The organism is Actinoalloteichus sp. AHMU CJ021 (assembly GCF_002895405.1).
GTDB lineage: Bacteria > Actinomycetota > Actinomycetes > Mycobacteriales > Pseudonocardiaceae > Actinoalloteichus_B > Actinoalloteichus_B caeruleus.
Genome location: NZ_CP025990.1, coordinates 3,406,191 through 3,428,190, shown reverse-complemented (window position 1 = coordinate 3,428,190; position 22,000 = coordinate 3,406,191). Strand labels below are relative to the sequence as shown.

Sequence of the window (22,000 nt, the reverse complement as noted above, 5' to 3'; positions counted from 1 at the left end):
TGAAACGGTGGCGTCGGAGCGCGCCCGGGCTCATCCGGCCTCACGACGCCAATGGCATGAGTTGATCGCCTCCCTCCGGCGGTGTCATCCGGCCGGTTCGTCTGGCCCTCCGCGACTGATAGCCGAGCACGTTAGCCCCATCCGTCGGTATTGCCCAGCCCCGTGGAGAGCGATGCGCGATGACTACCGACGGTCACAGCACCCCTCGGCGGTCCCGAGACGTCGACGACCGAGGGCATGCTCATCCGACCCGGTGTCCCACCGGGCTGACCTCCGCCCTCACTGCCGCCGCCTCGTAATCGCCTCATACCCGGGTAACGGGTGCGCGCAACCCGAAGTTCCCGAATTGGTCGCGAAAAATTCGCGGGAAACCAACCGATCGGGCGAGCGCGGAAACCCCGGGAGTCACGTCAGGTAATCGCCACGCGCCGTTCCACCGGTACCCGCGAGGCGCGCCGAACCCCCGCCCGCCACCGCCAGCACCACCACCGCGCGCACCCGCAGCCCGGCGTCGAGGAGGGAGCGCACCGACTGGGCGGCGGTGGCGCCGGAGGTGACCACGTCGTCCAGCACGACGACCTCCGCTCCCCGGGGTGGCAGGCGGCGGGGGCGCACCACGACCCGGCCGGCGAGGTTCGCCAGCCGTTCGGCGGGCGGCAGACCGACCGAGTCCCTGGCACCGGGTCCCAGCCGCAGGCCGTCCGCGACACCGACGGCCAGGCCACCCGCGCGGAGTCCCGCCGCGGCGACCTCGGCCAGCCGCAGAACGTGGCTCCCGCCCCTCCTCCGCACCGCGGCCGGGCGGGACGGCGCGGGGACGAGCCACCACGGTTCGTCACGCCCCAGCCTCGGTGGAGCTCCTGCGGGACGGTGCGGACCGCCGATCCCCTCGGCGAGGGCCCGGCCCAGGGGCACCGCGAGCCCCCGCCTGGCCCGCTCCTTGAACGCCAGGACGGCGGACCTGGTCGCGCCGGCGTACTCGGCCAGCGCGTACACCGGCGCCGCCACCGCGACCGGCCTCCTCGTCACCGCGCGGGGTCGGCCGAGCCCACGCCGGCAGCCGTCGCAGAGGTCGACCCCGGGGAGGTCGCAGCCCACGCACCAGCGGGGGACGAGCAGGTCCAGCACCGAGTCGCACAGCGCACGCATGGTTCGGAGCCTCCCGAGCGGGACCGACGGAAACCGGGTTCCCGACGCTCGATCGCGGCCGACTCCGACCGATCGGGTGTCACCCGGGGTAGAGCGGTACCGCGCCGCCGTTCTTGACGGCGGTGTGCTGCTGCCAGTAGCTGTTCACGTCCTGCACGGTCCACAGCCCGTTCTGGTCGGCGACCATCACGTCCTTCTTCGGGAACGCGGTCACCGTCGTGACGTCCTGGGTCAGGTTCGACTGCTGGTAGCGCTGGAAGACCATGCCGTCCGGGCTGATCCGCATCACCGGGTACTTCCCGCTGACCGCGACGATCAGGTACTCGCTGCCCTGTTCCCCGGGGGCCGGGTACTGCCAGGCCACCGAACGGGCCTGGATCTCCTCCCCGATGCGGTGCAACACGTGGTGCCCTCCGATCCTGGGCCCCTCGTTGTCGCTGGACACGGAGGCGACCAGCAGGTCGTCACCCCCGACCACGGCCACCCGCATCCCGTCCGGGGACAGCCGGAGATCGGTGACGGGCAACTGGTCGTCCGGCAGCCGGTGGGGCACCGGCCTGGTCACCCAGCCGTTCTGCCCCGTGGCCACCACCTGCAGCACCGTGTCGCCGTCGGCGACGGTCCACAACTCGGAGGTGCCAGCCCGCCACGTCGGCCTGGTGAGCGTCTCGGCGTCGATCTCCACCGGCAGCAGGTCCTCGCCGTAGCCACCGACCCAGAGGGTGGGCCGACCGCCCAGGTCACGGCCCACGACCGCGAGCTGGCTCCCGTCGACCGACTGCGCGGCCGTCTCCGCCCGGTAGTCGCCCGCGCCGGCCGGCCCCGGCACCGGTTCCCCGGTCAACGTCTCCACCCGGCCGTTGCGCACCATCAGCCCCGGCAGGTCCAGGTTGGGGGCGAACGCCTGCATCTCCGCCCGGAAGTCGACCATGCGCCACAGCTTCTTCTCGGGCAGCACGTCGACGTTCTCGTACATCACCCGCACCGGACGCGGGGTGACCGACTGGATGGAGAGCACGATGCCCGCGACCATCCGCCGGTAGGACTCCGGTGTCGGGTCCTTCCCCAGGTTCGACAGGTTGACCTCGATCACCGCGTCCCGCGCGTCGCTGACGTTGGACCGCATCGCCGCGCCCCGGGGCAGCACGGGAGCCACCGCTCCGGCGAGGCTGGCCGAGGGACCGCTCTGGAGCAACTCGACGACCTTCCCGGGATGCGCGGTGCTCGGCTGCGCCGGGATGTACCGCAGGTCCGGCACCAGGCCCGGCCGGTCACTGGCGTGGAAGTACAGCTGCACCTGCTGGTAGTTCAGGTTGAAGTCGTCCACCGTCATGACCACGTCGGTCGGGGGCTGGCTGATCCGCCACCCCCGCTCCTCGCTCTCCTTGGTCATCACCAGCCGCATGTCGTGCGTCCCCCAGTCGGGCACGAAGGACATGTCCGGCTCGATCCGGCCGATGCGGCGCGCGGTGACCCGGACGACCGCCACATCGTCCGGGGCCTCGCTCACGGCGAGTTCCTGGTCGTGGATCACCAGCTGGAGCTCGTCCACCAGGGTGATGCGGGACTCGGTGTCCCACTGGCGCTGCGCGTCGTCGGTCAGGTACGCACGCGCCTCCGCGTGGTCGTCGTCGGGGCGCGCGCTCGCCTGCACGAAGGCACGGGCCAGCTCGGGGGCGTCCAGTTCCGGGTCGGGCTCCTGGACGTCACCGCCGGGAATCCCGTCATCCATCCGTTGCGCCACGGTGGCCGTGGAGGACTCCGGGATCGCCACGCACCCCCCGGCGAGCAGGCTCACTCCCGCGAGCAGCATCACCAGCAGGCTCGCCGCCGGTCCTCCCCCACCAGGTCCGCTCCGCCCCGACGTCACGTCGAGTCCCTCCCCCGGTCGCCGGTCAACGCCTCGGACCAGCTGGGAAGGCCCAGCTTCTCCAACCGCTCCCGCGTCGCCCGCGCCTCGGCCACCGCCACGTCGTCCTCCGCGCCGACCAGCACCGAGTCCTCCTGGTGGTCCGGGTCCTCGACCGGTGCCGGAGCGGGTGGCCCCGCTGGAGCGCCGTCCTCGGGCCCGGCACCGCTCACGAGATCGGCGAGCCCGTCGTCCTGGACCCCGCCCGCCACGAGGCGCTCGGCGTCGTAGTAGGAGCGGGCACCGCCCCACGACGGGTCCGCCACCATCAACGGCAGCGGGCTCCGCGTCAGCTCGATCCCGGGACGCCGGGGCAGCGTCAGCCGGAAGCAGGCGCCCTCCCCGGGTTCACCGACCGCCTCCAACTCGCCGTTGTGCAGGCGGGCGTCCTCCAGGCTGATCGCCAGCCCGAGCCCCGTGCCACCGCTGTGCCGGTTCCGGGAGGGGTCGGCACGCCAGAAGCGGTTGAAGACCAGCTCCTCCTCACCGGGCCTGAGCCCCACGCCGAAGTCGCGGACGGTGACGGCGACCGCGGCGGAACTCTCACCGACCCTGACCTCCACGGGTTTGCCCTCACCGTGGTCGACGGCGTTGGCAAGCAGGTTGCGCAGCACCCGTTCGATGCGGCGGGAGTCGATGGCGACCATCACCGGGTCGGGTGGCAGGTGGAGGTCGATGCGGACCTTCGCCGTCGCGGCGATCGCGCGCACCGACTCCGCGGCGCTGCGCACCACCGGCCGCAGGTCCACGCTCTCCGCGCTGAGCTGGATCACCCCGGCGTCCAGTCGGCTGATCTCCAACAGGTCGCTGAGCAGGGACTCGAAGCGGTCCAGTTCGTTGACCAACAGCTCCGTGGAGCGGGCGAGGCCGGCGGGGAACTGGTCTCGGGAGGCGTGCAGCACGTCCGCCGCCATCCGGACCGTGGTCAACGGCGTCCGCAACTCGTGGGAGACGTCGGAGGTGAATCGGCGCTGGAGCTGGCCGAACTCCTCCAGCTGGCGGATCTGCCCCTGGAGGCTCTCGGCCATGGCGTTGAAGGACTCGGCGAGCCTGGCCACCTCGTCCTCACCGGTCGCCCGCATCCGGTCGTCCAGGTCCCCGTCGGCGAAGCGCTCGGCGACCTCGGCCGCCTCCCGGACCGGTCGGACGACCTGCCTGGTCACGAGGTAGGTGACGCCGCCCAACAGGACGACCAGCGCGAGCCCTCCGACGAGCAGCGTGCTCTGCACGAGGCTGATGGTCCGCTGCTCCGGGGTCAGCGGGTACAGCTGGTAGAGCTGGATCGTCCGGCTCACGGTGGGCACGGGAATGCCGACCGCGAGCATCGTCACGGGTTGCCCGTCGCGGTCGACCGTGGTGATCTGGGAGGCGAGGCTGTTCTCGTCCTCCACCTGCCGCCGCAGGTCCTCCGGGATGTCGTCGAGGGGGCCGGACTGGGCCAGGGGCTCCCCCGTCTCGGTCTGGCGCCCGTAGAAGTCGGCCAGCACCGGGTCGAAGACGCCGGCTGACCCGGACGAGTCCTGGTCGGTCCTGGTGCTGAGCGTGTTCCTCGCCGCGCTGAGCTGGGTGCCGAAACCGTCCGAGTTCGGGTTGGAGCCGCGCAACTCGTTGCTGACGATCTCCCTGCTGGTCTGGGCCTGTTCCAGCGCGGCGTCGCGCTTGCCGTCGATCAGCCGCGAGATGATCTGCGTCTGGAGCACCATCACCAACACGAACACCACGGCGGAGGAAAGCGCCAACGTGCTCACGACCACCCGCACCTGGAGCGACCGCCGCCACAACCCGGCGGCTGCTCCCAGCCGCCGGCGGACGAGGCGATGAGCTCGCCGGACCCGCCGGGCGGCGCGCCGGTGGAACGACTCACCGCCGCGATCAGAACTCCTCACCCGCACCACCCGGTCCCGTCACGGGTCATGGGGGGCCGGCCTTGTATCCCACCCCACGAACGGTCAGTACCACCTCGGGGTGCTCCGGGTCGCGTTCGACCTTGGAACGCAGCCGCTGCACGTGGACGTTCACCAGCCGGGTGTCGGCGGCGTGCCGGTAACCCCACACCTGTTCCAGCAAGACCTCACGAGTGAACACCTGCCGGGGTTTGCGGGCAAGGGCGACCAGCAGGTCGAACTCCAGCGGAGTCAGCGAGATCGGTCGTCCCTCCCTGGTCACCTCGTGTCCGGGCACGTCGATGGTGAGATCTCCGATACTCAGCACCTCCGCCGGCTCGGACTCGGTCCGCCGGAGCCGGGCACGCAGGCGGGCCACCAACTCCTTGGGTTTGAACGGTTTCACCACGTAGTCGTCGGCACCGGATTCGAGGCCGAGCACGACGTCCACCGTATCGTTCTTCGCCGTCAGCATCACGATCGGAACGCCCGACTCGGCGCGGATCGCCTTGCACACGTCGATGCCGTTCATCCCGGGGAGCATGAGGTCCAGCAGCACCAGGTCCGGCTTGAGCTCCCGCACGGCGGGAAGGGCGCGTGTGCCGTCGCCGACGACCGCGGTGTCGAATCCCTCGCCCCGGAGGACGATCGTCAGCATCTCGGCGAGTGCGGGGTCGTCGTCAACTACCAGTACACGCGACTTCATGCTGGATATCGTCGCATTGGCTGCCCTGCGGGAACGCACCACCCAGGGACGTGAGACGTGACCGTTGTTACCGAACCGCTCGCCGTGCACGGTGCTCGCATTTCGCACCAGCTCCCCCTCTTCCACGCCGTGGTGACTCGAATCACGTTGTATCCCCCGGTCTTAGACCGTTTCCGGTGACCGGTTCGTTACGCGTGGGGCAGGCGTGGTCGGGACGGGGTCGGGCTAGTCGGAACGGCTGCCTCCCAAGGCCGTTCCGGCGGCCTCCACGCTCTTCGTGGGGGGACTCTCGAGGCTCTCGCGGGGTGCGACCAGGAAGCCCTCCCCGGGGGGAGCGCCGTCGTCCTCGCTCGTGCCCGTCGGGTGCCCGTCGGGCACGTCGGCCAGGACCCGGCCGGGTTCCGCCGCCCCCGTCCAGGAGGGGAACCGCCGCACCCGGTGGGTCATGCGCCGCCGCCACATCCAGGTCCACGAGGACACCGTCACCCGGTGCTCGCCGCCGGGCCAGCGCACGGCGTAGGGGTGGCTCGCGGACCTGCCCACCAGCTCGTCGAACTCGACCTGCCCCCGCGCGGCGGCGAGCAACAGCGAGTGGAGGCGCTCCGCCTCACCCTCCTCCCGGAGGTCGAACTCGACGGGCTCGGCGATGTCCAGGAAGACCAGCGCGATCTGGCCGAGCAGCCACACCACGACGTCACCGGCGGCGTCGGGCGGGCAGACCTCGACGATCGAGTGGTCGCCGTGCTCCTCCCGGACCCAGTCCGTCACGGGCAGGCCAGTCTCGGACCGCACCTCGTCGAGCAGGGCGAGTACGAGGGTGTGCGGCTGTTCAGCCGAAGAGTTCATCGACCAACCGATTCGTATCCACCGTGGACACCGCGTCCACGACCGTCCAGGGCGCGAGCCAGCCGCGTCGGGCGAGCTGCTCGTAGAGCGCGGCGCACCGAGCCTGGAGGTCGGCGTCCGACTCGTAGATGTCACGTTCGCGCCCCACCTCGGTCGCCTCACGGCGGGTCACTCGGGAGGCGGCGACGGTGGGGGTGACGCTGAGCAGGAGGTGCGCGTCGGGGACGGGCAGCCGGAAGCGGGAGATCTCCAGGTCGTGCACCCAGCGCACGAAGTCGCCGTCGGCGTCCTGGCGCAGCCGGGCGGCACCGTACGCGGCGTTCGACGCCACGTAGCGGTCCAGCAGCACGACGTCGTACCGCTCCAGGTCCGCTCGCAGGCCCTCCGCCGCGTCCCGCCGGTCGAGCGCGTACAGCAGGCCCATCGCGTGCGGCGAGTCCGAGACCGGACCCAGGTCGCCGTGCAGGGCGTCCCGCACCAGGTCCGCGTGCACGTCCACGCCGTAGCGGGGGAAGGCTCGACCGCGCACGCTCAGCCCGCGTTCGGTGAGTGCCGTGCTCAGCTTCCCGAACAAGGTCCGCTTGCCCGCTCCGTCAATGCCCTCGATCCCGATCAAGCGTCCCACGGGCGCACACCGTAGCCACCCCTCGGGAGCCCGCGGACGCCGGCCCACGGATGTCGCTCGTGGCCGGTCACCAGGCGCACGACGTCGCGACGGCGAACCACGGCGGTGGGCGGCCGCCCGAGGCGGTGGGAGCTTCCTGGGCCGCGAACCCCCTCCGCACCCCTCGGATGAGGCGCGCCTGGCGGCGGGCGCGGGCCCGCGCGTCCTCGCGCCGCCGGCGGGACTGGCACGCGTGAGGACGGCACGGCCGAGGGGCGGTCCGCCCCTCGGCGCCGGCCCCGGCGGTGGTGGCACCCAGGTCCGGCACCGGTCGTCGCCCTCCGGGCCCCGCGACGCGCCGCCGGCACCACCAGCCGCCTCGACGCCTCCCGTCGGCACCACGGGTTGGGCGGACCGCTCAGCCGGCACCCCACCAGCGGGGCGCTGCCCGGCGGCAGCGGCGGCCAGCCCCGTGCTCGGACGGGGGCGGCTGGCTCGCGCACCACCTCCTCCGGGCCGGGTGCACGGCCCCGCCCGCGCCCAGCCAGCACGAGGAGATCACCGCCGGGCTCGGGGCTGGGCGGAGCCCGGCCACCGGCGCCTTGGCCAAGGGGAGGGTGGCGGCTTCGCGACGAGGGGCGGGGGGAGGTGCTGCCCCCCGAGGCAGGGCGCGCGCCGAACGGGGGGGGACCGAGGACCGCCACCACCACGACCCGCCCGGAGGGCACCCGGGCGCGTCACGCGGCGGCAGCGGGCGACCCACCACGGCCGGATGGTCCCTCGGCTGCGGGGCGCCCCGACCAACCGGAGTCCGGCACATCGTCGGGAGGGCGCGCGGGACCGCCGCCCTCGGGCGGGACGGGGTGCTCCTCGGGCCGGGCGGAGCCGCTGCCCGCGCCGAGACGCGGACCCGGCACCGCACGGGAGCCCGCCGGCGACAGGTGGGCGACCGGGAGCGGCCCCCGGCGGGGCATCCGCCGGGGACTGGGACGGTCAGTACCGGTAGTGCTCGGACTTGAAGGGGCCGTCGACGGCGACGTCGATGTACTCGGCCTGCTCCTTGGTGAGCTTGGTCAGCTCACCACCCAGCGCCTCCAGGTGGATGCGCGCGACCTTCTCGTCGAGCTTCTTCGGCAGCCGGAAGACCTCCTTGTCGTACTCCTCGTGCTTGGTGAACAGCTCGATCTGGGCGATCACCTGGTTGGAGAAGGAGTTCGACATCACGAAGGACGGGTGCCCGGTGGCGTTGCCCAGGTTCAGCAGGCGCCCCTCGGAGAGCACGATGATCGAGTGGCCGTCGGGGAAGACCCACTCGTCGACCTGCGGCTTGATGTTGACGCGCCGAACGCCCTTCCACCGGGCGAGCCCCGCGATGTCGAGCTCGTTGTCGAAGTGCCCGATGTTGCCCAGGATCGCCTGGTGCTTCATCCGGGACATGTGCTCGGCGCTGACGACGTCCTTGTTGCCCGTGGTGGTGATGACGATGTCGGCCTGGTCGATGACGCTGTCCAGCGTGGACACCTGGTACCCGTCCATCAGGGCCTGGAGACCGCAGATCGGGTCGATCTCGGTGACGATGACCCTGGCGCCCTGACCCCGCAGCGACTCGGCCGCGCCCTTGCCCACGTCACCGTAGCCGCACACCACCGCGACCTTGCCGCCCATGAGGACGTCGGTGCCCCGGTTGATGCCGTCGATCAGCGAGTGCCGGATGCCGTACCGGTTGTCGAACTTCGACTTGGTGACCGAGTCGTTCACGTTGATGGCGGGGAAGAGCAGCTCACCGGCCGCCGCGAGCTGGTACAGGCGCAGGACGCCGGTGGTGGTCTCCTCGGTGACGCCCAGGATGGACTCCCCGACACGCGTCCACCGCGAGTCGTCCTCCTTCAGCGAGCGGCCGAGCAGGTCGAGGATGACCTTCCACTCGTCGGGGTCGTCGTCGGCCGCCGAGGGAACCACGCCGGCCTTCTCGTACTGCGTTCCCTTGTGCACCAACAGGGTGGCGTCGCCACCGTCGTCGAGGAGCATGTTGGGCAGGGCGCCCCCACCCCAGGTGAGCATCTTGTCGGTGCACCACCAGTACTCCTCCAGGGTCTCCCCCTTCCAGGCGAAGACGGGGACGCCCTTGGGCTCCTCCTCGGTGCCGTTCGGACCCACGACGACGGCGGCCGCCGCGTGGTCCTGGGTGGAGAAGATGTTGCAGGACGCCCACCGGACCTCGGCGCCCAGATCCACCAGCGTCTCGATCAGCACCGCGGTCTGCACCGTCATGTGCAGCGATCCGGAGATACGGGCTCCACGCAGCGGAAACGTGCCCGCGTACTCCCGCCGCAGCGCCATCAGCCCGGGCATCTCGTGCTCGGCGAGCCGGATCTCCTTGCGTCCGAAGTCGGCGAGTGACAGGTCTGCGATGGCGAACTCGATACCGGCACGGGTCTGGAGCCTTTCGGCGCTCATCAGGCGTCTCCTCACGACATGGGAACAGCCCCCGCACACTACCGTTCGCCACGCCGGAGCCCCAATACTCGCCAGTGACGATCAAATAGCCCAGGATTGCCACCGATCCACCACCGGAGAACCGATAATCGATCGCACGGAGCACGACGGGGCAGGGAGGGCGGTGGCCGTGGTGATACCCGGGCCCGACACACGCGTCGTGGAGCTGAGGGTCCACGGCGTTCTCGGAACCACCCCGGAGGACCTGACCGGATCGGTGTCCGCCGTCGAGGTGGCCGGGGACGGCCTCGGCCAACTCGTCCGCCCCGCCGACCGGCTCCGCAGACCCGCGCCCGGACCGATGCTCAACGCCGGGGGACGGCCGGTGCCACGTGTCGTCGAGGGTTACGTCTGGGGCGGCATGACCTCCGGCGGGTTCGCGAAGGCGACCTGGGCACTGCTCTTCCCCTTCGCGATGGCCAACGTCGCGCACTGGATGCTGCCTCCCGTGCGGGAGGGCAGCGCCGCCTCCCGGGGGCTCGGCCACCTGCTGCGCGCCCTGCTCCGGTTGGCCGCGCTCCTGCTCTCCTGCCTGCTCGTGTCCCAGCTCACCGTCATCTTCCTCGACCTCGTCGCGACGCAGTGCCTGCGGCCCGGCTCCTCCTGCCTGCCGTTCGCGCCGGACTCCCTGCGCGGGTGGGACCTGGGACGCGCCGTGCTCGGCCTGCTCCCGGTGGTGGCCCTGGTCGCCGTGTTGCACCGGGTGTCGACGGTGAGCTGGAAGGTCAACAGGTCCTCGGACCCGTTGCCCGCCGACCCGGAGCGGCGGCGCAGCCGGCTCGCCGGCCTCCCCGGCGAGACCGTCATCGCCGACCCCGACACCCCCGTTCTCCGGATGACGCACACCGTGGCGACGCTGGCGGTGGTCGCGATCCTCGCGCTGGGCGGGCCCACCGGCGCCACCGACGGTTCCAACGACTGGTTGTGGTGGTCGGCCGCCGCCCTGTTCCTCTTCGGGCTCCTGGCCACCGCCCTGTTGGACGACCCACCGGAGCTGCGGGCCAGGGGCGGCCTGGGGGGAAGGCTCCGGCGGTTCCTGGGGTCCTGGCCGTCCCAGGTCATGGTCGGCGCGTCGGTACTGCTCGTGGCCCTGGTGTCGGTCCGGTTGGGCCCGCTGCCCGCCGAGCTGCCGGCATCGACGCTCACCGTCGAGGTGGTCGCCGCCCTGCTCGCGCTCTGCTGCGTCCTGTTCGGCGCCCTGCTCGTCCCGGCCGCCTGGCTGGCGCGGGTGGAGTGGCGCGGGCAACCGCGCGACCAGCGCCCCTGGGCCGGGGGCTGGTTCTCGGCTCCGGTGCTCACCCTGGCCGCCCTGTTGGGAGCCGGGTTCGGTGCCGGGTTGACGCTCACCGTCCGCCAGTTGTTGGGGCGAGGACATCTCGCCGATCCGGAGGGCTACGAGGCGATCACCCTGTTGTGGGGCGCCGGTGCCGTTCTCGCCGTCGTCGCGGTCGCGGTCGTCGTCCCGGTGGTGCTCTTCCGCCGCTGGCTCGCCGAGCGCCGCGACCGACTGGCCCCGCCCGAGACCACGCTCCTGCACGCGGGCCGACCGGAGGACTCCCGAGTAGGCGCGAGGGCCTGGTGGTGGGCCGCGGCGCAGCGCCGGCACCTGCACCACATCCTGTTGCTGGTCGCCGGGGTGCTCAGTGCCGGTGCGCTGATCGCGTTGGTCGTCCGGCTCGCGGACGTCTCGCTGCCCGACTGGTTCGACCCGCTCGCCGGGATCGGGGTCGTGGTGCTCGCCGCGCTGGCCCTGGCGTTGCTGCGCACCGTCCACCTGGCGAAACGGCGCCCGGAAACCGCCAAGGTGCTGGGCATCCTCGCCGACCTGACGAGTTTCTGGCCCAGGGAGGCCCACCCGACGGTGCCGCCCTGTTACGCGTTGAAGGTCATCCCCGAGTTGGCGGACCGGGTGGTCCACCACCTCAAGGACCCCGGGGTCCGGGTGGTCATCACCGGGCACAGCCAGGGCAGTCTGTTGGCGGCGGTCACGGCGGCGCGGCTCGCGCAGTCCCTGCCCGACGCGGACCGGCACCGGGTCGGTCTGGTGACGCACGGCTCCCAGCTCCAGTGGATCTACGCGCGCGCGTTCCCCTCGGTGGTGCCGCTGTCCTCCCTGGCGGAGCTGTCCGGCGCGCTCCGGGGCCGGTGGCGTTCCCTCTGCCGTGGGACGGACCCGTTGGGCGGGCCGGTCACCACCTGGAACCGGCAGGTCTACGAGGGGACCCTGATCGGCGTCGGGTTCCGCGCCGACGGCTCGGTCGGCCCCCTGCCCGCCGCGACGCGGAGCCCCAACGGCGCCCTGGTGCTCGGCGGCGACCACTGGCTCCCCGACCCGATGCGGGGGCCGTTCACCGGTCGTCGGTGGAGCCCCGGGGTGCTCTCGCACTACGACTACCCCGTCGACCCGGAGTGGGACCGCGCGGTGGCCATCGCGGCCGGCCTGGAACTGCCACCGAGGGACACCCCGACGACGGGCAGCCTGCTCAGCGCGTTGGGGGTGGGCTCGGACGGCGCCGCCGCCGGCCAGTCCCCTCCACCAGGAGCGGCGGACCCGATCGACGGCGGTGGTGGTGGCCCGGCCGACCCGGAGGGCCGAGGACGACCGCCGGGACGACCGTCGAAGACGTCGTTATCCGACCCCGTGCCACCTCCCACCGAGATCCCCCGGGGCCGCAGCACTCCCTGGGAACGTGCCGCCGAGTTGCCGGTGAAGGGCGGCTGAGCGTTCGGGGTCGACGGGCGTCGCCGGCCCGGAGCCGCACGCGAGGAGCGCTCGCGCGCCCTGGGGTGACCCTCGGGCCCGGGCTCTGGGACCACGCCCCCGAGCGGAGAGGACGCCGCTCACCGCCGTCACGAGCCGGGACGCCGAGGAGCTGGCCGCCGGCGCGCGGGGAGATCCGCGTGGTGCCCTGGATGACGTGACGCCGCACTCCCCGGCTCCCTCGGGCGGGTTCCCCGGTCCCCCTGGCGCCCGGAGGGGTCAACCCGAGGCACCGCCCGGGTCCGGCTCGACGGCGGCGCCGCCGGCCGCGTCCGTCCCGGGTTCTCGTGGGGCCGCCCCCGGCCTCGGACTGGTCCGCCGACGCGCGGGTGGTGGACCGGGCTGTCCGGGAGGAACCCCCACCCGACCCGTGCCCGCGAACGGGCCCCGAACCGGGGCGGCTGGGAGCGGGCCGCGGTGCGTCGGGGGGCCGGTGGCGAGCGTGGACCGACCCCCGAGGCACGGCGCTCCTCTCCGCACGAGCCGTGGGCGGTCGACGCCGACCGGTCACCGGCGGCGTCGAATCCCGCCGGCCGACTCGCCCCACGGCCCCGCCACCGACCGGGTCAGGTCAGTCACCCGCAGCGCCGGAGGAGGAGCCGTCCCCGGTGCCGTCGGAGGTGGACCCGCCGCCGGACGCACCGTCCGCACCGTCGTCCTGGGCCGTCGCCGGGCCCCGGGGTCCCGCCCCGCCGCGTCCCCCGGCAGCGTCGCCCGCCTCGGAGGGCACCGGGCCAGCGGCCGCGCCCGCCGGGGCCGTCGCCATCCGCTCCCGCCTGGCCAGGGTGGAGTTCCGGTAGCCGTAGACGAAGTAGATCACCGCGCCCAGCGCCATCCAGATCGAGAACCGCACCCACGTCAGCGCGGTCAGGTTGAACATCAACCAGACGCAGGCGAGGATCGCGAGGATCGGGATCAACGGGACCAGCGGGACCCGGAATCCCCTCTTGAGGTCCGGCCGGGTGCGGCGCAGGACGATGACCCCCGCGGAGACCAGGACGAAGGCGAACAGGGTGCCGACGTTCACCATCTCCTCCAGCGCGTGCGCCGGGAGGAAACCGGCGACCACGGCCACCACCCCACCGACCAGGAGGGTGGCCCGCACCGGCGTGCCGCGCCTGCCCGTCGGTGCCAGCCTCCGGGGCACCAGCCCGTCCCGTGACATCGCGAAGAGGACCCGGATCTGGCCCATCATGAGCACCATCACCACGGTGGTCAGACCGGCGAGAGCCCCCACGGAGATCACCCCGGCGGCCCAGTCGACCCCGTTCGCGGCGAACGCGGTCGCCAGGGTGGCGTCCTGCCCTCCGGGTTGGGTGGCGAGTTCCTGGTAGCTCTGCATCCCGGTCAGCACGAGGGCCACCAGCACGTAGAGGACGGTCACGATGAGCAGGGAACCGAGGATGCCTCGGGGCAGGTCGCGCTGCGGGTTCCTGGTCTCCTCGGCCGTCGTGGCCACCACGTCGAATCCGATGAAGGCGAAGAACACCAGGGACGCCGCCGCGAGCAGGCCGAACACCCCGTACGTGCTGGTCTCCACGCCGAACACCAACGACAACAAGGACTGGTCGAGCCCGGAACCGCCACCCTCGGCGCTGCCCTGGGCCGGGGGGATGAACGGCGAGTAGTTCTCGGCCCGCACGTAGGCGAAGCCCACGATGATCACGAGCAGCACGACGGCGACCTTGATGGCGGTGATGACCTGGCTGACCCGGGAGGAGAGCTTGGTGCCCAGGGCCAGCAGGAGCGTCAGCACGGCGATGAGCAGGACGGCGCCCCAGTCGAACTCGAGCGACCCCAGGGTGACGGTGGTGGGCACGTCCAGACCCAGCAGGGCCAGTCCCTCACGCAGGTAGTCCGACCAGCCCTTGCTGACCACCGCCGAGGCCAGGGCGAACTCGAGGATCAGGTCCCAGCCGATGATCCAGGCGAGGAACTCGCCGAAGGTCGCGTAGGAGAAGGTGTAGGCCGAACCGGCGACCGGCAGGGTCGAGGCGAACTCGGCGTAGCACAACGCGGCCAGGCCACACGCGATCGCGGCGAGGACGAACGACAACGAGACGGAGGGGCCGGCCACGTTCCCGGCGGTTCTGGCCGCCAACGTGAAGATCCCCGCTCCGATGACGACCGCGACACCGAAGACCGTCAGGTCCCAGGCCGTGAGGTCCCTGCGGAGTCGCGTACCGGGCTCGTCCGTCTCGGCGATGGACTGCTCCACGCTCTTGGTTCGCATCAGCCCATGCCGGGCCATGTCGTTCGCCCCTCACTGCCTTCCCCGGGGTTCCCCCCGAGGCCCCACCGTTGGAAAGTCACCGAAACGATAGTCCTCGCGGCGCTGAAGTCCAGACCATTTGACGTTGGCCACACGGGGGTGAGCACTGGTCGCACCCGCCCACCGGACGATTCGGTCGTTTCGCACCGGTTCGCCGTCCGGGCGGCGGGCGAGCCAGGCCCGCGGGGCCACGGTCGTGGTCGGCTCACCGGGTGGGACACCGCCCGCGCCGCAGCGCCTCCCACCCGCCCGTCGACCGTTCACCCCCGGTCGAGATCGGGTTCGAGGTAGACGAGGCGGGCGACGGGAACGGCGGCGCGGAGCCTGCCCTCCGCCTCGTCGATGGCGGCGGCCACCTCGCGGGTGGAGAGCGACGCCGTCACGGCGATCTTGGCGGCGACCAGCAGCTCCTCCGGCCCGAGGTACTCGGTCCGCAGGTGGATGACGCGGGATACCCGGCTCCCGACCAGCGCCTCCCGGATGCGCCGCACCTCCTCGGCGCTCGCCCCCTCGCCCACCAGCAGGCTCTTGGTCTCGATGATCAGGGTGACCGCGATGAACCCGAGCAACGCGCCGATGCCGAGGGTGGCCACTCCGTCCCACACCGGGTCGCCGGTCAGCACGGTGAGGCCGATACCGGCGAGGGCGAGTACCAGCCCGACCAGCGCACCGCTGTCCTCCAACAGCACGATGGGGAGTTCGGGCTCCTTGGCCTGCCGGATGAACCGCCACCAGCTCCGGGTCCCCCGCGCGGCCCGGGAGTTGCGCACCGCCGTCCGCAGGCTGAGGGACTCCAGCCCGATGCCCACGAGCAGGATCACCACGGCGACCAGGGGAGAGGTGAGGGTCTCCGCGCCGAACACCTTGCGCACGCCCTCGTAGAGGGCGAACACGGACCCGAGGGAGAAGAGCAGCAGGGCCACCACGAAGGCGTAGAAGTAGCGGTCCCGTCCGTACCCGAAGGGGTGTTCCGGTGTCGCCCTCCGCCGGGAGGTCCGCTTCCCGACCAACAGCAGCCCCTGGTTCGAGGTGTCGGCAACCGAGTGCACGCTCTCGGCGAGCATGGCCGACGACCCGGTGACGAGGAAACCGACGAACTTCGCGACCGCGAGACCCAGATTCGCGGCCAGCGCGGCCAGTACCGCCCTGGTGCTCTCCTCCCCTGCCACGCCCCGCCCTCCCGTGGTCCGACCCCGGGTCAGCGCGCTGACCGCGGGTGGAAGCGCCGCAGCGGCAGACCCGTGCCCGGGCGCCTCACCCGCCGCCGCGCTGGTCACGGTAGCGAGAGCGTGGGGAGCCGGCTGGGTGGCACGAGTCCCACCGCGCTCTGATCACCCACCCGGGTCGGGGTGGACGGGCCGGGCCCGCGCGATGGCGTGGTCGCCACGAACCGGACGAACCGCGACCAACGGGGGGCGTGCCCGCCGGGCCGGCGCGACGACCGCCGGCCCCTCGGCGGTGGTCAGCCGAGCGGCGCGGTGGCGTGGAAGAGCTGGGTGCGGGCCCCGGTCGCCGGGCGCACCCGCACCGGTGGGTCCTCCGCCGGGAGCCACACCGACTGCCCCCGGCACACCTCCAGTTCACCGTGCTCGGGGCTGGTGAGGGTGACCTGACCGTCCGTGCAGAGGAGCAGTTGGGGGGTGGCGCCGGTCAGGGCGACCGGCGCCACCTCGTCGGCGTCCCAGTCGATGCGCGACAGCTGGAACTCCTCGGCCGGGGTCCGGTAGACGGTCAGGTGCTGGCCCTCCTGGTCACCGGTCAGCACCGGCATCGGGCCGTGGGCGAAGTCCAGCACCCGCATGAGTTCCGGCACGTCCACGTGCTTCGGGGTGAGTCCCCCGCGCAGGACGTTGTCGGAGTTCGCCATGATCTCCACCCCGGTGCCCAGCAGGTAGCTGTGCAGGTTCCCCGCCGGGAGGTAGATGGCCTCCCCTGGCTGGAGGACGACGCGGTTGAGCAACAGGGCGGCCAGGACCCCCGCGTCCCCCGGGTAGGCCTCCCCCAGCTCCAGCACCGTCCGGCACTCCTGACCGAACGCGCCGCGTTCCCGCAGGTGCCGGACGCAGCCCTCCAGCACCGGCGGGAGCAGCACGTCCAGGGCGCGCTGCGGCAGCGTGATGAGGGTGGTGAACAGCGCCCGCAGCCCACCCGGCCCGGGCTCGGCGGCCAGCAGGCCCGTGTAGGGCCGCAGCGTCGGCACGTCGAGCGCGTCGAGGAACCGCAGGGTCACCTGGGCGTCCCGGAAACCGGCGAGGGCGTGGAACTCGGTGAGCGCGCAGATCAACTCGGGTTTGTGACTGCTGTCGCGGTAGTTCCGGGTCGGTGCCAGCAGGGGAACGCCCGCGGCCTCCTCCCGCTCGAACCCCTCCTCCGCCTGCTCGGAGGACGGGTGGGCCTGGAGGCTGAGCGGTTCCTCGGCGGCGAGCACCTTCATCAGGAAGGGGAGCCGAGGCCCCCACCGGTCGGCGCACTTGCTGCCGAGCTGCCCGATCGGATCGGCGTGGAGGAGCTCGGTGAGGGCGGCTTCGGTACCGTCCGGCCGCACCAGGACCGAGGAGTCGGAGGGATGGGCGCCGAGCCACAGTTCTGCCTCGGGGTGGGGCGCCGGGATCGGTCGACCGAGCAGTTCCGAGATCGCGGTGCGGGAACCCCAGGCATAGGGGCGCACCGGATTGCGCAGCAGGTCCACTGTCGTCTCTCGTTCGCTTGTCCGCTGGTCTCAAGCCGGGCCGGCGCTGGCCGCCGCCCGGACGGTCACACGCCGGACGGCCGCAGCTCGGCCGAGCCGCCCATCGCCCCGGTGGTCAGACCGAGGTAGACGGCGGCGGTGTCCAGTCGGCACGCGAGGGACAACGCGCCGGTCACCGGGTCGCCCTGCGACTCCTCACCGGGAACGAGGAGGTCCGCGGCGGGAAGGCGGTCCGTCGCCCTCCGCAGCACGAGGTCCGCCTCGCGCTGGTCGGGGCGGGGCGGGACCGGGGACACGGCCGGTCCGGCGGGCACGCTGACCAGCAGTACCCGCACCCGCTGCTGCCCGGACAGGTCGTCCGGGTCGGCGAAGATGTCCCCGTCGGAGCCCTGGGAGACGGCGGTCCTGAACAGCGCGGGACGGCGTTCGGCCTGCTGGTAGCCGGTGGCGTCGGCGGCGACACCCGCGAACCCGGCCAGCGCGCCCGCGCCGTGGCCGGCCACGGCGACGGCGACCGGGTCGACGCCCCAGAGCAGCGGCAGGCGTTCCCCGAACCGCAGCGCCAGCGACTTGGCCGGGTTGACGAAGGACTCGTGGGAGAGGTGGTCGCGCTCCGACGCGTGGTCCAACCGGTCGGCCAGACCGTCGAGGTCGACGCGGAGCAGCCCGAGCGCGTCGGTCACCGCGAGGGTGAGCGCGACGGCGGCCGCGAGCCCCAACCCCGGTGGGACCGGGACCCGGGTGGGGAGCAGGATCGCCTGCCCGCCGGCCGCCGCGGCGGCCACCGGCCCGTCGCCGGGCCCGGCGACGACCACCCGCGCCCCGCGCCGGCCCGCTCGGTACACGCCCTCCGCCAGGGCGGGTTCGTCGACCATGTCGTCGACGTGGACGACGACGACGTCGAGTGGGCCGACCCAGCGCGGGACGTCGGGCGAGGTCACCACGGGGACCGGGCACTCCGGCCCCAGCAGCGCGGTCACCAACGGTGCCGCGTCGGCGCCGGCGGCGCTCCTGGAGAGCAGGACCAGCGCCCTGGGCCGTTCACTGACGAGGCGGGACAGGCCCGCCTCGACCGCGGCGCCGGCGGTGGCCCGCACCTGGGCTCCCGGGGTCGCGGCCGCCCGGAGCAGACCGGCGGTGTCGGCCTGCTGGAGCCACGCCGGATCGTCGAGCAGGGTGTCGTCGAGCACCGGGATCACCTGCTCGCCGAGTCCCCACCGGTCGGTGCGCCGGTTCCGGTCCCCCGCGCCGCGTCCGGGCCGCCCTCGGCCTCGTCCAGCAGCAGCACCGGGATGCCGTCGCGGACCGGGAACCGTCGGGCGCACAGGGTGCAGGTCAGGTAGTCGGCGTCGGGGTCGGACGGCGTACCGGTCCGCAGGGGGCCGTGCTCGTCACACGGGCACGCGAGCACGTCCAGCAGACGGGGGTTCAGATCAACGGCCACGGTTCCTCCTCTTCACCGGGAGTCGCAAGGCCGGCACGCCGCCCTCTGACTCGTCGTCGACGTCAGCCTCGGACGATCGCGAGCACGTCGTCGCGCAGTCCCGCGACCGTCGCCTCGTCCGGTCCCTCGATGTTCAACCTCAACAGCGGCTCGGTGTTCGACGGGCGCAGATTGAACCACGCTCCCCCGGGCAGCGAGACGGTCAGGCCGTCCAACTCGTCGAGGACCACCTCGGGGCGGTCCGCGTAGGCGGACCGCACCGCCGCGAGCCGCTCGGTCGGCTCGTCCACCGTCGAGTTGATCTCCCCCGACGCCTGGTAGCGCTGGTAGGCGGCGGTGAGCTCGGACAGCGGCCGGTCCTGTTCGCCCAGGGCCGCCAGCACGTGCAGCGCGGCGAGCATGCCGGTGTCCGCCCGCCAGAAGTCGCGGAAGTAGTAGTGGGCCGAGTGCTCCCCGCCGAAGATCGCCCCCGTCTGGGCCATCGTCTGCTTGATGAAGGAGTGGCCGACCCGGGTGCGGACGGGCTTCCCGCCGTGTTCGGTGACGATCTCGGGAACTCCCCGGGAAGTGATCAGGTTGTGGATCACCGTCGCGCCCGGTTCCTTGGCCAGTTCCCGCACGGCCACCAGCGCGGTGATCGCGCTCGGGGACACCGCCTCTCCCCGCTCGTCCACCACGAAGCAGCGGTCGGCGTCCCCGTCGAACGCGAGTCCCGCGTCGGCCCCCTCGGCGCGGACCCGCGCCTGTAGGTCGACCAGGTTCTTCGGGTCGAGCGGGTTGGCCTCGTGGTTCGGGAACTCGCCGTCGAGCTCGAAGTACAGCGGGACGATCTCGATCGGCAGCCCCTCGAAGACGCTGGGGACGGTGTGGCCGCCCATCCCGTTCCCGGCGTCGACCACGACGCGCAGCGGCCGGGAACCGGACAGGTCCACCAGTTCGCGCAGGTAGCGGGCGTAGTCCGCGAGGAGGTCGCGCTGCCGGACCGTTCCCTGCCTCCCCACGAAACCCGGGACGCCGGTGGCGACCATCTCGCGGATCTCGGCGAGGCCGCTGTCCTGGCCCACGGGCGCCGCGCCGGCCCGGCACAACTTGATGCCGTTGTAGGCGGCGGGGTTGTGGCTCGCGGTGAACATCGCGCCGGGCAGGTCGAGCGTGCCGGAGGCGAAGTACAGCATGTCGGTGCTGGCCAGACCGATGCTCACGACATCGATCCCCTGGCCGGTGACCCCCTCGGCGAACGCCGCGGCGAGCCCGGGTGACGACTCCCGCATGTCGTGGCCGACGACGATCTCCGGGCCGCCCACCAGTCGCGCGAACGCGGCGCCGATGTCCCGCACCACGTCCTCGTCGAGTTGTTCACCGACCAGACCGCGGATGTCGTAGGCCTTCACGATGTCGGACAGGTCGCGCACGCCGCCTCCCTCACTGCGGGCCGTCCCCGATCTCGCCGACCCTGGCCTCCGAAGGGTACCGGCGCGGAGCGGTCACCAGAACGGGTCGGTGGGCAAAGCCTCCGGTCAGCCCTCACCCTCCACGACATCCGGATCAAGACCGAGGTAGCTGGCCACCTGCTCGACCAGGACGTCGTGCACGAGGTCGGAGAGGTCCGCGCCGTCCCGCGCCCTCGCCTCCAGGGGCCGGCGGTAGAGCACGACCCTGGCCCTGGTGGGAACGCCGCGCCGGTCGACGCCCGCCGGTACGAGCCGCGCGAGGGGGATCTCGCCGTCGCCCACGACATCACCCTGGTCGCCGTCCGGCCGGTAGCCGGCGCGCAGCTCGGGCACATCGTCCACGGCGACGTCGAGCTGGGTCAGCTCCGCCCGCCACCGCTGCTCGATGGGCTCCAGCGCCTCCAGCACGAGGGCGTCGAACCGCTCCGCCCGACTGCGTGCCGCCGGCATCGACGGCGGGTACAGCGTGCCTCGCAGGCCACGCCCCCGCCGATCACGTCGGCAGCGAGTTCGCCTCTGGTATCCGCGCGCTACCGCCACAGGGCCAAGGGTACGGGACCAGGCAGCCCTTCCGGTCCGCCGTCACCGGACCGGCTGCCCAGGAGCACCCACCGGCGGACCGGCGGAACCGGAGCGTGACCGGCGGGGAATGGATCACGAAAGCGTGTCATCCGCGTGGCTGCTACTCGCCAGGGCGGACAGGCGCTATCGTCCCCGCTGTGCGGAGCGTGAGACGGTGCTCGCGAACCGGGTGTACCAACCCGGCTGTCGCCACGCTCACCTACGCGTACGCGGACTCCACCGCAGTTGTCGGGCCCCTGGCCACCTACGCCGAGCCACACAGCTACGACTTGTGCGAAGCGCACGCGATGAGGTTGACGGCACCCAAGGGATGGGACGTAGTCCGGTACGAGGGCGAGTTCGCCCTGTCCCAACCGTCGGTCGACGATCTGACCGCGCTCGCGGAGGCAGTCCGCGAGGCCGGTCGCGTCGACCGGCAGGCAGAGGTGCCCGAGGAGTCGGTGACCAGCCCTGGTCGGCCACACCTGCGAGTACTCCGGAATCCCCATGACGACTGAGGCGGGGTCCGGTCGCCGGACCGGAACGGGTGGCCGACCCGCCCGGGACAACCGACGTGGCCAAGATCACTTCCGGACCGCGGCGGGGGTGCCCTGACCGAGTTCCGACTACGCAGCGCAGCCACCGGGCGCCCGTGGCGAGAACGCCAGACGGGGCTCCGGGCCGCCCCCTGGGCGCGGGAACGACGGAGCCCCTCGGCGTGCCGAGGGGCTCCGCACACGCGGCGTCAGACCGCGCGTTTCTTGAGCTTGCGTCGCTCACGTTCGGACAGTCCGCCCCAGATGCCGAAACGTTCGTCGTGCGCCAGCGCGTACTCGAGGCACTCGGAGCGCACCTCGCAGCCGGAGCAGATCCGTTTCGCCTCCCGGGTCGACCCACCCTTCTCTGGGAAGAACGCTTCCGGATCGGTCTGCGCGCACAGTGCGCGCTCCTGCCAGTCCTGTTCTTCCTCTCCCGTATCGAACAAACCGGTCAGCACGTCCAACTCCCCAAGCTGGACGGTCCCCCGCTCTGTCTCACGGTCCAGTTCGAATTCCCGCACGTCCGCCTCCTCGCCTTCCGCACTCCCCGGTTGGCGGACGCCACCCGTCGGCCCCCTCGGTCGACGAATGACACCGATGTGATTACACCTGTGTAACCGCTAGGGGTCAAGCGATAGTCAGCCGAACGAGTTACCAGCGCACGGGGTTCCCGAAGGCGGGTGCGGAACG

General features: G+C 72.5%; 17 protein-coding genes. 2 read left to right on the top strand and 15 right to left on the bottom strand.

Annotation, left to right across the window (positions count from 1 at the left end):
• Positions 1-405 precede the first annotated feature (405 nt).
• From C1701_RS14770 to ahcY, 7 genes are all read right to left on the bottom strand, one after another.
• A complete protein-coding gene (locus tag C1701_RS14770) occupies positions 406-1,149 on the bottom strand; it encodes a ComF family protein (protein WP_051314088.1) in 744 nt (247 codons plus the stop codon).
• Positions 1,150-1,228: 79 nt separating this feature from the next.
• A complete protein-coding gene (locus C1701_RS14765; RefSeq protein ID WP_026419298.1) occupies positions 1,229-3,019 on the bottom strand; it encodes an LpqB family beta-propeller domain-containing protein in 1,791 nt (596 codons plus the stop codon).
• Positions 3,016-4,953 (bottom strand): MtrAB system histidine kinase MtrB, encoded by a 1,938-nt coding sequence (mtrB, locus tag C1701_RS14760; RefSeq protein WP_026419299.1) that lies wholly within the window; start codon positions 4,951-4,953, stop codon positions 3,016-3,018. Before mtrB ends, C1701_RS14765 begins: the two co-directional genes overlap by 4 nt.
• Positions 4,954-4,969: 16 nt before the next feature.
• The gene (gene mtrA, locus C1701_RS14755; RefSeq protein WP_026419300.1) at positions 4,970-5,647 is read right to left on the bottom strand and encodes an MtrAB system response regulator MtrA; all 678 of its coding nucleotides are present in this window, start codon (positions 5,645-5,647) and stop codon (positions 4,970-4,972) included.
• A gap of 225 nt (positions 5,648-5,872) precedes the next feature.
• The gene (locus C1701_RS14750) at positions 5,873-6,493 is read right to left on the bottom strand and encodes a hypothetical protein (protein ID WP_026419301.1); all 621 of its coding nucleotides are present in this window, start codon (positions 6,491-6,493) and stop codon (positions 5,873-5,875) included.
• A complete protein-coding gene (locus C1701_RS14745) occupies positions 6,477-7,118 on the bottom strand; it encodes a dTMP kinase (RefSeq protein WP_026419302.1) in 642 nt (213 codons plus the stop codon). Before C1701_RS14745 ends, C1701_RS14750 begins: the two co-directional genes overlap by 17 nt.
• A gap of 972 nt (positions 7,119-8,090) precedes the next feature.
• Positions 8,091-9,554 (bottom strand): adenosylhomocysteinase, encoded by a 1,464-nt coding sequence (gene ahcY, locus C1701_RS14740; RefSeq protein ID WP_026419304.1) that lies wholly within the window; start codon positions 9,552-9,554, stop codon positions 8,091-8,093.
• Between the two features lie 199 nt (positions 9,555-9,753).
• Between ahcY and C1701_RS14735 the strand changes: the two genes are divergently transcribed.
• A complete protein-coding gene (locus C1701_RS14735; protein ID WP_337661681.1) occupies positions 9,754-12,315 on the top strand; it encodes a hypothetical protein in 2,562 nt (853 codons plus the stop codon).
• Positions 12,316-12,925: 610 nt separating this feature from the next.
• Here C1701_RS14735 and C1701_RS14730 read toward each other — a convergent pair.
• From C1701_RS14730 to C1701_RS14700, 7 genes are all read right to left on the bottom strand, one after another.
• Positions 12,926-14,605 carry an amino acid permease gene (locus C1701_RS14730; protein ID WP_026419306.1) on the bottom strand — a complete coding sequence of 560 codons (1,680 nt, stop codon included), beginning with the start codon at positions 14,603-14,605 and terminating at the stop codon, positions 12,926-12,928.
• Between the two features lie 281 nt (positions 14,606-14,886).
• Positions 14,887-15,795: a cation diffusion facilitator family transporter gene (locus C1701_RS14725; protein WP_026419307.1), complete on the bottom strand. Its 909-nt coding sequence runs from the start codon at positions 15,793-15,795 to the stop codon at positions 14,887-14,889.
• A gap of 293 nt (positions 15,796-16,088) precedes the next feature.
• Positions 16,089-17,315: a mannose-6-phosphate isomerase, class I gene (gene manA / locus C1701_RS14720; RefSeq protein ID WP_026419308.1), complete on the bottom strand. Its 1,227-nt coding sequence runs from the start codon at positions 17,313-17,315 to the stop codon at positions 16,089-16,091.
• Between the two features lie 65 nt (positions 17,316-17,380).
• Positions 17,381-18,505 carry a hypothetical protein gene (locus C1701_RS14715; protein WP_337662276.1) on the bottom strand — a complete coding sequence of 375 codons (1,125 nt, stop codon included), beginning with the start codon at positions 18,503-18,505 and terminating at the stop codon, positions 17,381-17,383.
• Between the two features lie 5 nt (positions 18,506-18,510).
• On the bottom strand, positions 18,511-18,759 hold the full coding sequence (locus C1701_RS14710; RefSeq protein ID WP_026419310.1) for a Trm112 family protein: 249 nt from the start codon (positions 18,757-18,759) through the stop codon (positions 18,511-18,513).
• 62 nt (positions 18,760-18,821) lie between these two features.
• Positions 18,822-20,171: a phosphomannomutase/phosphoglucomutase gene (locus C1701_RS14705; protein WP_026419311.1), complete on the bottom strand. Its 1,350-nt coding sequence runs from the start codon at positions 20,169-20,171 to the stop codon at positions 18,822-18,824.
• A 105-nt stretch (positions 20,172-20,276) separates the two neighbouring features.
• The gene (locus C1701_RS14700; protein WP_081715528.1) at positions 20,277-20,750 is read right to left on the bottom strand and encodes a metallopeptidase family protein; all 474 of its coding nucleotides are present in this window, start codon (positions 20,748-20,750) and stop codon (positions 20,277-20,279) included.
• 188 nt (positions 20,751-20,938) lie between these two features.
• Between C1701_RS14700 and C1701_RS14695 the strand changes: the two genes are divergently transcribed.
• Positions 20,939-21,289, top strand: a complete 351-nt coding sequence (locus tag C1701_RS14695) for a DUF3499 domain-containing protein (RefSeq protein ID WP_016699407.1) — start codon at positions 20,939-20,941, stop codon at positions 21,287-21,289.
• 227 nt (positions 21,290-21,516) lie between these two features.
• Here the strand turns inward: C1701_RS14695 and C1701_RS14690 are convergent, their stop codons facing one another.
• Entirely contained in the window at positions 21,517-21,774 is a 258-nt protein-coding gene (locus C1701_RS14690; RefSeq protein ID WP_169533982.1) for a WhiB family transcriptional regulator, read from the bottom strand.
• Positions 21,775-22,000: the final 226 nt, after the last annotated feature.